The following is a 15338-nucleotide window of genomic DNA, read 5'->3' on the forward strand; positions in this document are numbered from 1 at the left end:
CGAATTCACCGTTTGATGCGACCCATCCTATTATTGCTGAGCTGCTTGGGCCTGAGTTTTCCGTCGTTCGCCACCATCAGCGAAAGCCACGGTTACGCGCAGTTCGGTACGCTTAAATATTCTGAAGATTTTACTCATTTCGACTGGGTGAACCCCGATGCGCCAAAAGGCGGCACCGTGCGGTTGATGGCATCCGGCACTTTCGACACGCTGAATCCCTACACCTTCAAGGGGACCAGCCCAACCGCAACGCCTGGTTTCTTTCAGTATGGCATCAGTGAACTGAACGAGCCGCTAATGGTTGGTACCGGCGTTTACGACCCCTCCGGCGATGAGCCTGCTTCAGCGTACGGCCTGATAGCCGAAACCATCGAGTACAGCGACAACCACAGCTGGGTGGTTTTCAATCTGCGTGACTCGGCACGTTTCCATGATGGCCATCCGATTACAGCGGATGATGTCGCGTTCTCTTACCGGACGCTGGTCAATGACGGTCACCCACGTTATCGCACCGATCTCCAGGGCGTAGCGCGCGTCGACATACTCAATCCGCGTCGGATCCGTTTCGTATTCGAAAAACCCGATCAACACCTTTTGATATTGCGCCTGGGTGAGCTACCGGTATTGCCACAACATTACTGGGAAGGTCGGGATTTCCGCTCTACCACGTTCGAGCCACCACTAGGCAGTGGCCCGTACCGAATCAGCGAAGTCCAGCCAGGGCGCCGCGTCACCTTCGAGAAAGTTAAGAACTGGTGGGGTGCCGATCTGCCGGCTAACCGCGGCAAGTACAACTTCAATCGGGTCGACGTTGAGTTTTATCGCGACACGACCGTCGCTTTCGAGGCCTTCAAGGTCGGCGAGTTTGACTTCTATATCGAGCACCAGGCGAAGAACTGGGCAAACGGCTACCAGTTTCCAGCGGTGCTACGCGGAGACGTAATACGCGAAGAAATTCCGCATCAAATACCCACCCAGACCCAGGCGCTGTTCATGAACGGGCGCCGTGGGGCTTTCGCTGACATCAGGGTTCGCCAGGCACTGGGCATGCTGTTTGACTTCGAGTGGACCAACCGCGCGCTGTTCTATGGTGCCTACCAGCGTAGCGAAAGCTACTACCCGAACAGCGACTTCTCGGCGACCGGCACGCCAGAGGGCGGTGAATGGCTGCTGCTTTCACCGTATAGAGACCAACTTCCGGCGCAACTTTTCACCGAGCCATTCAAACTACCGGAAACGGACGGCCGAGGGATCCCGCGTGAGACCTTGCGCACAGCTCTATCTTTACTCAAGGATTCCGGCTGGAAACTCACGCCCGACGGGCTACGAGACGAAAAGGGACGCCCCTTCAGCTTCGAGATCCTGCTTGTAAATCCAAGACTCGAACGCATACTGCAGCCTTATGTGGAAAACCTGTCGAGGATTGGCATCTTCGCCCGCCTGCGTAGCGTCGACGCAGCACAATATAAACAGCGGCTAGACCAATACGACTTCGACATGATCCTCACCACGCTGGGCCAAAGCTTGAGCCCAGGGCTCGAACAATGGTTGTACTTTCATTCCAGCCAGGTAAACGTCAAAGGTGGTCGCAACTACGCCGGCATCGACAACCCGATCGTCGACTCGCTTATCGAAAAGCTGCTTGCAGCGAAAACTCGCGAAGAGCAGGTTGCTGCTACCCGCGCCATTGATCGCGTACTGCTCTGGAACCACTACACCATCCCCAACTGGTACATCAGTTACCACCGTCTGGCATACCGCAACCGGTTCGCCCATGTCACCACCCCGCCCTATACCCTCGGATTACGCGCGTGGTGGTTGAAAGACCTGGAGAAGGCTCAATGACTAGCACCGTAAGACTGTCGATTCTCCAAGCGGGCACCCTCGCCTTCTTGTTGTTTTCGGGACTGGCCGAAGCGGCTGGCCAACATGCGCTCACGTTGTACGGAGAGAAACCGAAATATTCCGCAGACTTTACTCATTTCGATTATGTGAACCCGGAAGCCCCGAAAGGCGGAACCCTACGGCAAGCAGGTTTCGGCAGCTTCGATTCGCTTAATCCATTTATAAACAAAGGAGTAGCAGCCGACCAAATAGGGCTCGTCTACGACACGCTGACGATTAACAGCCTGGACGAGCCTTTCACGGTGTACGGTCTTCTGGCGGAAAAAATCGAAAAGGGGCCCAATAATGAATGGGTGCGCTTTTATATCCGACCCGAGGCGCGCTTTCATGATGGTGAGCCGGTTAAGGCCGAGGATGTGGTCTTCACCTTTGAAACGCTTGTGAACAAAGGTGCGCCTCACTACCGTGGTTATTACGCTGACGTAGAGAAAGCTGTGATAGAAGCGCCTCGTCGCGTCCGTTTCGATTTCAAGCACGCGGGCAACCGAGAACTTCCATTGATCCTTGGACAGCTACCTGTCTTGCCTAAGCATTGGTGGGCAGACAAGGACTTCACAAGTGGAAATATGGAGGCACCGCTCGGCAGCGGTCCCTATCGTGTAGAGCGTGCGGAACCAGGGCGATCTATCCGCTATGCCCGTGTTGAGAACTATTGGGGCAAAGACCTTGCGGTAAACGCCGGCTTCTATAATTTTGATCACGTCCACATCGATTACTACCGCGATAGAACAGTTGCACTTCAGGCATTCAAGGCTGGGCATTTTGACTATTGGCAGGAATTCACAGCCAAGAACTGGGCGACTGCCTACGATATCGCTGCGGTCAGAGATGGTCGGATCATCAAGGAAGAGATCGATAATCACAATCCGCAAGGTATGCAGGGCTTTATCTTCAACACCCGTCGGGACCGCCTGCAAGATCCCCGAGTAAGAGAAGCATTGGGGCTGCTCTTCGATTTCGAATGGACCAATCGCCAGCTGTTCAATGGGTCATATACACGGACCACCAGCTATTTTGACAACTCGGAACTTGCGTCCAGGGGCCTGCCCAGCGAGGAAGAGTTAAGTGTTCTGGAACCGCTCCGTGGCCAGATCCCCGACCAGGTTTTCGACAAGCCCTACGAATTACCGCAAACCAATGCCGACGGGATGATTCGTGCTCAGCAGCGTCGTGCCTACGAGTTACTTAAGGAGGCGGGTTGGAAAATTGAAAACGATCGTATGGTGGACGCCAACGGCAAGCCTGTCACGCTGGAATTCCTGCTTACCCAGGCGGAGTTTGAACGCGTACTGCTCCCGTACAAGCGTAACCTTGCTAGCCTCGGTATTGATCTGGAGTTACGCCGCGTAGACGTATCGCAGTACATGAACCGGTTGCGTTCACGCGACTTCGATATGATCGTGAGTGGTTTTGGTCAGTCCAGCTCGCCTGGCAACGAACAGCGCGAATACTGGCATTCAAGTAGCGCAGACAATCCAGGAAGCCGCAACTTCATCGGGCTGAAAGACCCCGCGATCGATGTGCTAGTTGAAAAGCTTATCGCTGCCGACTCGCGTGATGAGTTGATTACCCGCGCTCGTGCCTTGGACCGTGTACTGCTCGCTGGCCATTATGTGGTTCCGAACTGGCACATCAAAACCTGGCGTGTAGCTTATTGGAATCATCTGGCTCATCCGGAAACGCCCCCTCTCTACGACATTGCTTTGATGACCTGGTGGAACAAGCCCAAGGTAGAGCGACCTGACCCGATGCCAATCGATGAGGGCTCGGCTGATACCGACAGTGTCGTCAAAGAGACGGAGCAATAAGCATGCTTGCGTACGTTTTCCGGCGCTTGCTGCTGATTATCCCCACGCTGTTCGGAATATTGCTGATCAACTTCGTCATCATCCAGGCCGCCCCAGGTGGACCGGTCGAACAGGCTATCGCCAAACTGGAGGGCTTTGAAGGCGCAACGAGCCGTATTGCTGGCGGAGGGTCGGAGGTCGCCATTGGTAGCAACAGCTACCGAGGCGGGCAAGGACTGGACCCAGAATTGATCGCCGAGATTGAAAGACTGTACGGCTTCGACAAGCCGGCACATGAACGTTTTTGGATCATGCTGAGCAATTATCTGCGGCTGGATTTCGGGGAAAGTTTCTTCCGCGACGCCAGCGTGACCGATTTGATACTCGAAAAGATGCCGGTGTCGATATCACTTGGGTTGTGGAGCACGCTCATCATGTATCTGGCGTCCATCCCGCTGGGTATTGCCAAGGCCACTCGGCATGGCAGCGCGTTCGACGTCTGGACCAGCTCGGCGATCATCGTTGGCTATGCGATACCAGCATTCCTTTTTGCAATCCTGCTCATCGTGTTGTTTGCCGGTGGTAGCTACTGGAACTGGTTCCCACTGAGGGGGCTGACCTCGGCCAACTTCGAAGAACTCACACTCGGCGGAAAAATCATCGACTATTTCTGGCACCTTGCGCTGCCGGTTACAGCACTGGTGATTGGCAACTTTGCGACTCTTACGCTGCTGACAAAAAACAGTTTTCTGGACGAGATCAACAAACAGTACGTGATCACTGCGCGCGCCAAGGGCCTGAGCAAAAACCGGGTGCTGTACGGCCACGTGTTTCGTAACGCGATGCTGATCATCATCGCTGGCTTTCCATCTGCCTTTATCGGGATGTTCTTCACCGGCTCGCTGCTAATTGAAGTGATCTTCTCGCTTGACGGCCTCGGCCTGCTCAGCTTTGAGGCAGCCATCAACCGCGACTACCCCGTGGTGTTCGGCACCCTCTTCCTTTTCACCTTGCTGGGCCTGGTCGTCAAGCTGATTGGTGACCTGACGTACACCCTCGTGGACCCGCGAATTGACTTTGAAAGCAGGGAGGCTTGATATGAAGCTGTCCCCGCTAAACCAGCGCCGCTTCGCACTGTTCAAGGCCCATAAACGCGGCTGGTGGTCGCTCTGGATCTTCCTGACGCTGTTCATCCTCAGCCTGGGTGCAGAGCTGATCGCCAACGACAAACCGATCCTGGTCCGTTTCGATGGCGAATGGTATGTCCCGGTATTCAAGCGTTATCCAGAAACGGTTTTCGGCGGCGAGTTTCCGCTGCAGGCCGACTATAAGGGCCCATATATCCAGGAACTGATTGAAGAGAAGGACGGCTGGATGCTCTGGCCACCAATCCCCTTCCACCATTCGAGTATCAACTACGACCTACAGGTCCCGGCGCCCGCCCCGCCATCTTGGGACAACTGGCTCGGTACCGACGACCAAGGGCGCGACGTGCTCGCAAGGGTCATATACGGGTTTCGCATCTCGGTTCTGTTTGCCTTGACCCTGACCCTGATCAGCTCGGTGATCGGAGTGATCGCGGGTGCGTTGCAAGGCTTCTACGGCGGCTGGGTCGATCTGGTAGGACAGCGGGTGCTGGAAATCTGGTCCGGTCTCCCCGTGCTCTATCTGCTCATCATTCTCGCAAGCTTCGTGCAGCCCAACTTCTGGTGGTTGCTCGGCATCATGCTGTTGTTTTCCTGGATGAGCCTGGTCGACGTGGTTCGGGCCGAGTTTCTTCGTGGCCGGAATCTTGAATACGTGCGTGCTGCGCGTGCCTTGGGTATGCGCAATGGGGCGATCATGTTTCGCCACATTCTGCCGAATGCGATGGTTTCAACCATGACGTTCATGCCATTCATCCTGACTGGCGCGATCGGAACGTTGACCGCGCTGGACTTCCTCGGCTTCGGCCTACCTCCTGGCGCTCCATCGCTGGGCGAACTGGTTGCTCAAGGCAAGGCGAACTTGCAGGCGCCCTGGCTGGGTGTCAGCGCATTCATGGTGCTTGCCGTCATGCTGACGCTGCTGGTTTTCATCGGAGAGGCAGCACGTGATGCCTTCGACCCAAGGAAATAGCATGACCGACCCCCTTATCGAAGTTCGTGATCTCGCCGTCGAGTTCGTCACTGGCAGTCAGGTTCAGCGCGTGGTGACTGGGGTGAGCTTCGATATCCGCAAAGGCGAAACGCTGGCGTTGGTTGGAGAAAGCGGCTCCGGCAAGTCGGTCACAGCCCACTCGATCCTAAGACTGCTTCCCTACCCGCTCGCGCAGCATCCGACCGGTGAGATTCGCTATGCCGGCGAAGACCTGCTCAAAGCAACCGAAAAACGCATGCGCGGTATACGCGGCGACCGCATCGCAATGGTTTTTCAAGAACCGATGACTTCGCTCAACCCACTGCATACCATTGGTAAGCAACTCAATGAGGTCCTTCAGATTCATAAAGGACTCACTGGCAAGGCTGCCACGATGCGCACGCTTGAGCTGCTCGAATTGGTTGGTATCCCAGAACCGACCAAACGAATCCGAGCCTATCCTCACGAGCTGTCCGGCGGCCAGCGTCAGCGCGTTGTGATCGCCATGGCTCTGGCAAACGAACCAGAGCTACTGATTGCCGATGAACCGACGACGGCGCTAGACGTAACCGTGCAGTTGAAGATCCTTGAGCTGCTCAAGGATCTTCAGGCTCGCCTGGGCATGGCATTGCTACTGATCAGCCATGATCTGAATTTGGTTCGTCGAATTGCGCACCGCGTATGTGTCATGCAGAGCGGTTCTGTCGTCGAACAGGCACCTTGCGAGCAATTGTTCCGTACACCGCAACATCCGTACACGCGAGAGCTGCTCGCGGCGGAGCCTAGCGGCGGCCCGGTACCCGTTACGTCATCGTCCGACACGTTGTTGGAAGTCAATGATCTGCGAGTCTGGTTTCCCATCAAAAAGGGGTTGTTTAGACATACCGTAGATCATATCAAGGCGGTCGATGGCGTCACGTTCACCCTTCCCAAAGGCCAAACGCTCGGGATTGTCGGTGAGAGTGGATCGGGAAAATCGACGCTTGGGCTTGCGATCCTCAGGTTGCTGTCGAGCACCGGTAAGATCCGATTCCGGGACCAAGCGCTCGAAAGAATGTCCCAAAGGGAAGTACGCCCCTTGAGGCGGCAGATGCAAGTTGTGTTTCAGGACCCCTTCGGCAGCCTCAGCCCTCGCATGTCGGTTGGCCAGATTGTCGGAGAAGGGCTGAGTATCCATGGCATGGGTACTGCGAGTGAACAAGCGCAGGCGATTATCGATGCGCTGGTGGAGGTTGGGCTCGATCCGGAGAGCCGTCATCGCTACCCTCACGAATTTTCCGGAGGACAGCGACAGCGGATCGCCATAGCCAGGGCTTTGGTGTTGAAGCCGGACTTGATACTGCTCGATGAGCCAACCTCCGCGTTGGATCGGACTGTACAGCGACAGGTTGTGGAGCTGCTGCGGTCCCTTCAAGCCAAGTACAACCTAACGTATCTGTTCATCAGCCATGACTTGGCGGTGGTTAAGGCGTTGAGCCACCAGATGATGGTGGTCAAGCAGGGCAAGGTCGTAGAACAGGGAATGGCGGACGCAATTTTCGCCGCCCCTCAACATCCGTATACACAGCAGCTGCTGGAGTCTGCCTTCATGGTCCCAGCCGCTGATGAACAACCAGAAGAGGAACAAGGACATGGGTTTTCTTACCGGTAAGCGCGTACTGATCGTCGGTGTGGCCAGCAAACTATCGATTGCCTCAGGCATCGCTGCCGCCATGCATCGCGAAGGTGCCGAACTGGCTTTCACCTATCAGAACGAGAAACTCAAAGGCCGTGTTGAAGAGTTCGCCGCATCCTGGGGCTCGAGCCCGGAGCTGTGCTTCCCCTGCGATGTAGCCAGTGATGAAGAGATCGTCAGCGTATTTGAGCAGCTGGGCAATAAGTGGGACGGCCTGGACGGAATCGTGCACTCGGTCGGCTTTGCTCCAGGCGATCAGCTCGACGGCGACTTCACAGAGGTCACCACACGTGACGGCTTCCGCATCGCCCATGATATCAGCGCGTACAGCCTGGTCGCCCTGGCCAAAGCCGGCCGGCCAATGATGAAAGGCCGTAACGGCAGCATCCTTACCCTTTCGTACCTGGGCGCAGAACGCACCATGCCCAACTACAACGTGATGGGCATGGCCAAGGCCAGTCTCGAGGCGGGCGTTCGCTATCTGGCAGGCAGCCTGGGCCCTGAGGGCACCCGTGTTAATGCTGTCTCAGCGGGCCCCATCCGCACCCTGGCGGCATCAGGTATCAAGAGCTTCCGCAAGATGCTGGCGGCGAACGAAAAGCAGACCCCGCTACGCCGCAACGTTACCATTGAGGAAGTGGGCAACGCAGGCGCGTTCCTGTGCTCAGATCTTGCCTCTGGCATCAGCGGTGAGATTCTTTATGTCGATGGCGGTTTCAATACCACTGCGATGGGCGCGATAGAGGACTGATCTCTGCTAATAAAAAAACCCGCTTACGAAGCGGGTTTTTTTGCTGCTTTCAGCACTTATCAGAAGGTTTCGATTTCTGCATTTTTATGCAGCATCTGCCGATAAGCAGCGAAATCCTGTTGACCGCTACGCGAAGCCAGGAATCGACGATAGTTCTGCTTATCTTCCTCAGATAGCTGAGCGTCTGGCTCGTTTACCCCGGTCAGGCGAACCACAACGAAGTCGCCATTTGGCAGGCGGGCACTACCAAAGCTCGGCTTGTCCGTTGCCTCAGGCTTAGGCATGCGGAACACCTGCTGAAGCACAGCCGGCTCAACACCCTCTTGACCGCGTGATGCCGCTTCGACCGGCTGCCATTGCTGCTCAACCTGCTCGCCATTACGCAACGAAGCGATCAACTGCTCACCTTTATCGAGCGCTTGCTCTTCTGCCTTGCTGCGCTTCAACTGAGCGACGATGTCATCTCTAACCGCGTCGAACGGCAGCACCTCTGGCTGCAGGTGCTGTTTCACCCGCACAGTAACTACCGTGTCCGGATCGAGCTCAATGACGCCGCTATTTGCCCCGTCGACAAGCACTTCATCGCTGAACGCTGCCTGGATAACCTGACGATTTGCCGCAATGCCAGTGCCGCCCTCCCGGCCAAACGCATCGGTCGTTTGCACCGAGAGCCCCAGCTCCTGCGCCGGCTGGGCCAGATCCGATGATTCGAACGCCGAATCCTCGAGCTGCTTGCTGGCCTCGACGAAACGCTGTTCAACTTGCTGGGCTTTCAGCTCTCGAACCAGTTCTGGCTTGAGGCTTTCCAGCGTCGGGACCTCGGGCGACTGGACGCCTAGCAACTTGATCAGGTGCCAACCGAACTCGGAGCGAACCGGCTCTGAAACCTGCCCTTCCTCGAGCCCGTAAAGTGCCTCTTCGAACGCTGGGTCGTAAACGCCCGGACCGGCGAAACCAAGGTCGCCACCCTCTTTTGCGGACCCTGGATCCTCGGACAATTCCTTGGCCAGCGCAGCGAAATCCTCCCCGCTAGCCAAGCGCTTGGAGATGTCATCAATCTTCGCCTTCGCATCGGCGTCTCCGCTATCTCCCGCTTCGATGAGAATATGCGCCGCGCGGCGCTGCTCCGCGAGATTTGCGATGCGCTGCTGATACAGATCTTGCACCTGCTCGTCTGAAACTTCGACTTGATCGAAGAACGAATCCTTGTTCAGCTCGAGATACTCGATGACAACCTGCTCTGGGGAGCGAAACCGATCCGTGTTCTGTTCATAGAACTCGCGTGCCTCGTCTTCGCTGACTGAAATAGCATCCATATCCGCAGGTACAGTAATCGTTGCGAAATCACGGGTTTGCTGTTCCAGACGCGCAAATGCTTCGATCTGCTCGTCCGTGACGAAACCGGAACCGGATATGCCCGCACGAAGCTGGCCAATGAGCATTTCCTGCCTCAGTAGCTCCCTGAACTGCAACCGGGTATAGCCCATCTGCTGGATGACTTGGTCAAATCGTGCAGCATTGAATCTACCATCCACGCTGAATTCAGGGGTCTGCAGGATCAGCTGATCAAGCGCAGCTTCCGAGAAAGCGAAACCTGCGTTTCGGGCACCTTGCAGCAGCAGCGCGCGATCAATAAGTGCACGCAACGATGACTCACGCACCAGCTTGTCATCGAGCATCGAAGGATCGAAGTTACCCCCGAGCTGCTGAGCAAGCTGGCGACGCTGCATGTTCATGGCCTGATTGAGCTCGTCCAGTGAGATTTGCTCACCGTTGACCTCAGCGGCAGTGCGGCTATTGCTGGCAGCATTGAAAATGGCGTCGAAGCCTGTCAATGACAACAGCACCACGATGATGCCGATGATGGTTTTGGCAATCCAGCCTTGTGAATTGTCCCTGATGTTCTGAAGCATGCGTCCCCCAGGAGTCAGCTGCGCAATCGCTGCAGCACGGGAATCCGGATAAAAAGAAAGGCGCATCCAGGGATGCGCCTTCTCGGAGCTTTATTGGAGCAGTTGGACTTTATCCCCCAAGCCCGAACGCAACAAGCACTGCCTGTTCGCATAACCGCCCCAAACCAGGGCCCGTATGAACTGGCCACTGGCCGAATCGAAAACGCTTAGTTGACAGCGTCTTTCAGAGCTTTACCTGCTTTGAAACCCGGGATCTTAGCTGCAGCGATGTCAATCGGCTTACCAGTCTGGGGGTTACGGCCAGTGCGAGCAGCGCGCTCCTTGACGGCAAAAGTACCGAAACCAACCAGCACCACGGAATCACCAGCCTTCAGAGCGCCTGTGACAGATTCAATCACTGCATCCAGCGCGCGGCCAGCAACAGCTTTCGGGATATCAGCAGATGCAGCGATGGCATCGATCAGTTCCGACTTGTTCACTCTAAGTCCCCTTATTTCTGTTGAGTCGTATCTTTGATTTTTTTGGTGTAAGCAAGCGACGTCGAAATAGCAACGAGCCAAAAGGCCGGCTTATATCAAGGCCACCGAAAATGTGTCAATAAAGCGTTCAAGACTAATGCGTACTGATTCGCTCCTTGGAATCAGACTCGCGCTTGTCATCCTTTGCAACTACATCCGGAGCCGCATCGGGCAAGGGCTCCGGCGCGTATTGCAGCGCAATTTGGAGGACTTCGTCAATCCACTTCACCGGTTTAATCTGCAGGTCCTGCTTAATATTTTCAGGAATCTCTTTCAGATCACGTTGGTTCTCTTCCGGAATGATCACCGTCTTGATGCCGCCTCGGTGAGCCGCAAGCAGTTTCTCCTTCAAGCCTCCAATGGCCAACACCTGTCCGCGCAAGGTTATCTCTCCGGTCATGGCAACTTCTGCGCGAACTGGTATCTGGGTCAGAGCAGATACCAGCGACGTGCACATGCCAATACCTGCACTGGGGCCATCCTTCGGTGTAGCGCCTTCAGGGACGTGGATATGGATATCCTGCTTCTCATGGAAGTCCACCGGAATTCCAAGGCTCTTCGCACGGCTACGGACAACCGTTAGAGCTGCAGTAATAGATTCGCCCATCACATCGCCCAGCGAACCGGTCTTGGTCAACCTTCCCTTGCCTGGAACCACTGCCGCTTCGATCGTAAGCAACTCGCCGCCAACTTGGGTCCACGCCAAACCGGTAACTTGACCCACCTGGTCCTGCTGTTCGGCAAGCCCGTACCGAAACTTGCGTACACCAAGGAAATGCTCAAGCGACTCAGCTGTAACGGTGACTTCGAAGCGCTTCTCCGCAGCATGCTCCTTGACGACCTTGCGGCACACTTTCGCTATCTGACGCTCCAAGCCGCGAACGCCTGCTTCACGCGTGTAGTATCGGATGATGTCTCGAATGGCTTCGTCGTCGAAAAGCAGTTCGGTTTTCTTCAACCCATTAGCCTGAACCTGCTTCGGTACAAGATAGCGAGTGGAGATATTGACCTTTTCGTCTTCCGTGTAACCGGGCAGGCGAATAATTTCCATGCGATCCAGCAGCGGCGCCGGAATATTCATGGAGTTGGCTGTACAGAGGAACATCACGTCGGACAAGTCGTAATCGACTTCCAAGTAATGGTCATTGAAATTGTGGTTCTGTTCAGGATCGAGCACTTCAAGCAATGCGGAAGCAGGGTCTCCGCGCATGTCGTTGCCCATTTTGTCGATCTCATCCAGCAAGAAGAGCGGATTGCGGACGCCGACCTTGCTCATTTTTTGGATCAACCGGCCCGGCATGGAGCCAATGTAGGTCCGTCGATGCCCACGAATCTCAGCCTCGTCTCTCACCCCACCTAAAGCCATCCGCACGAACTTCCGATTTGTAGAACGCGCAATAGACTCGGCCAGAGAGGTCTTACCCACCCCAGGCGGGCCTACCAGGCATAGAACCGGACCCTTCAGCTTCTTTACGCGCTTCTGGACAGCAAGGTATTCAAGAATCCGATCTTTGACTTCTTCAAGCCCGTAATGGTCGGCATCGAGAACTTCCTCTGCCTTGGCCAGATCCAGACGGACCTTACTCGCGGCTTTCCACGGCACATTGACCAGCCAGTCAATATAGGTACGGACCACGGTAGCTTCAGCCGACATGGGCGACATTTGCTTGAGCTTGTTCAGCTCGGTGTTCGCCTTGGCATACGCGTCTTTACTTAAGCCTGCATTCTCAATGCGCTTTTTCAGGTCATCGATTTCGTTGTGGCCTTCATCGATATCACCCAGCTCCTTCTGAATGGCCTTCATCTGCTCATTCAGATAGTACTCACGCTGGCTGCGCTCCATCTGCTTCTTGACTCGGCCACGGATCCGTTTCTCGACCTGTAGCAGATCGATCTCGGCATCAAGCAAAGCGAGCACATGCTCGACACGAGCAGGCAGATCGGTAATCTCGAGAATCGCTTGCTTCTGCTCGATCTTCAGCGCCATATGGGCGGCCATGGTATCGACCAGTCGCGCGGGCTCGTCGATGCTGGCAAGTGAGGAAAGCACCTCCGAGGGCACCTTCTTGCCCAACTGCACATACTGCTCGAACTGGCTCAAAAGACTACGAGTGAAGACTTCCCCTTCACGCTCATCGATATCCGACTCGTCGATCAATGCCACCTCGGCGCGGCAATGGTCGTCGATCTCGAAAAATCGATCGATGACTCCACGCTGCTCACCTTCGACGAGGACCTTGACGGTGCCATCGGGCAGCTTCAATAGCTGCAGCACGGTCGCGACCGTACCCACGCGATACAAGCCTTCTTCGCTTGGGTCGTCATCGGCAGGGTTCTTCTGGGCAAGCAGCAATATCTGCTTGTCACCCGCCATGGCGGCCTCTAGCGCCTCGATGGATTTTTCCCGCCCAACGAACAGCGGAATCACCATGTGCGGGTAGACCACTACGTCGCGCAGCGGCAAAAGGGGCAATTCGATGGTTGTCTTCATAAATTCAGCTCTACGACGGCCATACGGCGGTGAACGGGAAATACATACCCTTGGCTACCAAGATGAGGGCGCACGATATAAAAAACAAGGATGCCTTACAAAAGCAAAGGGGCCCGGAGGGCCCCTGTTCTATCACGCGTCAGGCGCAGCCTTCGCAGGCGGCTCGCTGTTCTCGTAGATCAGCAGCGGCTGAGAGGTGCCTTCAATAACGCTCTCGTCAATGACTACCTTGCTGACATCCTTCTGGGAAGGAATCTCGTACATGGTATCCAACAACACACCTTCGAGGATCGAACGCAGACCCCGCGCGCCCGTCTTGCGCTCCAGCGCACGTGTAGCGACAGCTTTCAACGCGTCGGTCCGGAACTCTAGATCGACACCTTCCATCTCGAACAGCTTGCTGTATTGCTTGGTAAGCGCATTTTTGGGCTCGGTAAGAATCTGAATAAGCGCAGCTTCGTCAAGTTCGTCGAGCGTGGCGATTACTGGCAGACGGCCTACGAATTCAGGGATCAAACCGAATTTGACCAAGTCGTCCGGCTCAACAGAGCGCAACGATTCGCCTATCTTCTTGCCTGGGTCCATGCTGCGGACTTCTGCATTGAAACCAATTCCACCCTTTGCCGAACGCCCTTGGATGACTTTTTCCAAGCCTGCGAAGGCGCCGCCACAAATAAACAGAATGTTACGTGTATCAACCTGCAAGAATTCCTGCTGCGGATGCTTACGGCCACCTTGCGGGGGTACCGAGGCGACGGTGCCCTCGATAAGCTTCAGCAAAGCTTGCTGTACACCCTCGCCCGACACGTCACGTGTGATGGACGGGTTGTCGGATTTGCGCGAAATCTTGTCAATCTCGTCGATGTAGACGATGCCCATCTGGGCCTTTTCCACGTCGTAGTCGCATTTCTGCAGCAGCTTTTGGATGATATTTTCCACATCCTCGCCTACATAACCCGCTTCGGTCAGTGTAGTCGCGTCAGCGATGGTGAACGGTACGTTCAATAAACGCGCAAGCGTCTCGGCTAGCAACGTCTTGCCCGAACCGGTCGGCCCGATGAGCAATATGTTGCTCTTGCCCAGCTCGACTTCTTCCTTCTTGTCGCGCTGATTGAGCCGCTTGTAGTGGTTGTACACAGCCACAGCCAGAATTTTCTTGGCGCGTTCCTGACCAATCACGTACTGATCGAGGATGCCGCTGATCTCCTTAGGGGCAGGCAGCTTTTGCGATGTGCTTTCTGCCTGTGCTTCTTGCACCTCCTCACGGATGATGTCATTGCACAGGTCGACGCACTCGTCGCAGATAAAAACCGAGGGACCGGCAATCAATTTGCGTACTTCATGCTGGCTTTTGCCGCAGAAAGAGCAATAGAGCAGCTTGCCGGAATCCTCGCCGTTGCGGGTGTCAGTCATTCGATCGATCCAATCGGGGAAGGCTTGTAATACAAGATGAAGGCAAATGCAGGCATTTTCAAGGGCGCGCAAAGCGCACATGACGGATGCCCGCTAACTACGCCCTCCTAGAGCAACGTTAGACCGGCAGCTGGCGCTTTTCGTGAACCGCATCGACAACCCCATATTCGAGCGCTCGGGTAGCACTCATGAAGTAGTCACGATTGGTGTCGCGCTCAATCGTTTCCAGATCCTGACCCGTATGGTGGGCCAACAGCTGATTCAGGCGCTCGCGGATGTACAGGATCTCGCGGGCATGAATATCGATGTCGGACGCCTGCCCCTGAAAGCCGCCAAGCGGCTGGTGGATCATAACCCGCGCATTAGGAAGGCAGAAACGCTTACCTTTCGCTCCGCCAGCAAGCAAGAACGCGCCCATGCTGCAAGCTTGACCAATACAGGTGGTAGAGACGTCCGCCTTGATGAACTGCATGGTGTCGTAGATAGCCATACCAGCGGTCACCGACCCACCTGGGGAGTTGATGTACAGATGGATGTCCTTCTCAGGGTTTTCCGCTTCGAGGAACAGCATTTGCGCGACGATCAGATTGGCCATGTAGTCTTCAACCTGGCCAACCATAAAGATCACCCGCTCCTTCAGGAGACGGGAATAGATGTCATACGCCCGCTCGCCACGAGCTGACTGCTCGATGACCATCGGCACGAGGCCGCCAGCGGCCTGAATGTCTGGTGCTTGCATAAACGGATTGCCGGACATGTCCAACGAT

The 15338-nt window shown here is 55.5% G+C and carries 11 protein-coding genes; 6 read left to right on the forward strand and 5 right to left on the reverse strand.

Going from position 1 to position 15338, the window contains the following annotated elements:
• The first annotated feature begins 15 nt into the window (after nt 1–15).
• The 6 genes from JQR87_RS10840 to fabI are packed head-to-tail and all read left to right on the forward strand — an operon-like array spanning nt 16 to nt 8236.
• Nucleotides 16–1845, forward strand: a complete 1830-nt coding sequence (locus tag JQR87_RS10840; protein ID WP_407297749.1) for an extracellular solute-binding protein — start codon at nt 16–18, stop codon at nt 1843–1845.
• Nucleotides 1842–3713 (forward strand): extracellular solute-binding protein, encoded by a 1872-nt coding sequence (locus JQR87_RS10845; protein WP_407297291.1) that lies wholly within the window; start codon nt 1842–1844, stop codon nt 3711–3713. Before JQR87_RS10840 ends, JQR87_RS10845 begins: the two co-directional genes overlap by 4 nt.
• Before the next feature lie 2 nt (nt 3714–3715).
• Nucleotides 3716–4789 carry a microcin C ABC transporter permease YejB gene (locus JQR87_RS10850; protein ID WP_407297289.1) on the forward strand — a complete coding sequence of 358 codons (1074 nt, stop codon included), beginning with the start codon at nt 3716–3718 and terminating at the stop codon, nt 4787–4789.
• Nucleotide 4790: 1 nt separating this feature from the next.
• A complete protein-coding gene (locus tag JQR87_RS10855; RefSeq protein ID WP_407297287.1) occupies nt 4791–5810 on the forward strand; it encodes an ABC transporter permease in 1020 nt (339 codons plus the stop codon).
• Between the two features lies 1 nt (nt 5811).
• Nucleotides 5812–7461 carry an ABC transporter ATP-binding protein gene (locus JQR87_RS10860; protein ID WP_407297285.1) on the forward strand — a complete coding sequence of 550 codons (1650 nt, stop codon included), beginning with the start codon at nt 5812–5814 and terminating at the stop codon, nt 7459–7461.
• A complete protein-coding gene (gene fabI / locus JQR87_RS10865; protein WP_407297283.1) occupies nt 7442–8236 on the forward strand; it encodes an enoyl-ACP reductase FabI in 795 nt (264 codons plus the stop codon). Before JQR87_RS10860 ends, fabI begins: the two co-directional genes overlap by 20 nt.
• A gap of 59 nt (nt 8237–8295) precedes the next feature.
• Here the strand turns inward: fabI and JQR87_RS10870 are convergent, their stop codons facing one another.
• From JQR87_RS10870 to clpP, 5 genes are all read right to left on the reverse strand, one after another.
• Nucleotides 8296–10149, reverse strand: coding sequence for a SurA N-terminal domain-containing protein (locus JQR87_RS10870; RefSeq protein ID WP_407297747.1), 1854 nt, complete (start codon nt 10147–10149; stop codon nt 8296–8298).
• A 206-nt stretch (nt 10150–10355) separates the two neighbouring features.
• Nucleotides 10356–10628 carry a nucleoid-associated protein HU-beta gene (gene hupB, locus JQR87_RS10875; protein WP_019339231.1) on the reverse strand — a complete coding sequence of 91 codons (273 nt, stop codon included), beginning with the start codon at nt 10626–10628 and terminating at the stop codon, nt 10356–10358.
• A 133-nt stretch (nt 10629–10761) separates the two neighbouring features.
• The gene (gene lon, locus JQR87_RS10880) at nt 10762–13158 is read right to left on the reverse strand and encodes an endopeptidase La (RefSeq protein ID WP_407297280.1); all 2397 of its coding nucleotides are present in this window, start codon (nt 13156–13158) and stop codon (nt 10762–10764) included.
• A gap of 132 nt (nt 13159–13290) precedes the next feature.
• A complete protein-coding gene (gene clpX, locus JQR87_RS10885; protein WP_407297278.1) occupies nt 13291–14571 on the reverse strand; it encodes an ATP-dependent Clp protease ATP-binding subunit ClpX in 1281 nt (426 codons plus the stop codon).
• A 118-nt stretch (nt 14572–14689) separates the two neighbouring features.
• Entirely contained in the window at nt 14690–15328 is a 639-nt protein-coding gene (clpP, locus tag JQR87_RS10890; protein ID WP_407297277.1) for an ATP-dependent Clp endopeptidase proteolytic subunit ClpP, read from the reverse strand.
• Between the last annotated feature and the right edge of the window lie 10 nt (nt 15329–15338).

The sequence above is a fragment of the Stutzerimonas stutzeri genome (assembly GCF_051028275.1).
In the GTDB taxonomy this organism is placed as follows: Bacteria; Pseudomonadota; Gammaproteobacteria; order Pseudomonadales; family Pseudomonadaceae; genus Stutzerimonas; species Stutzerimonas stutzeri_AS.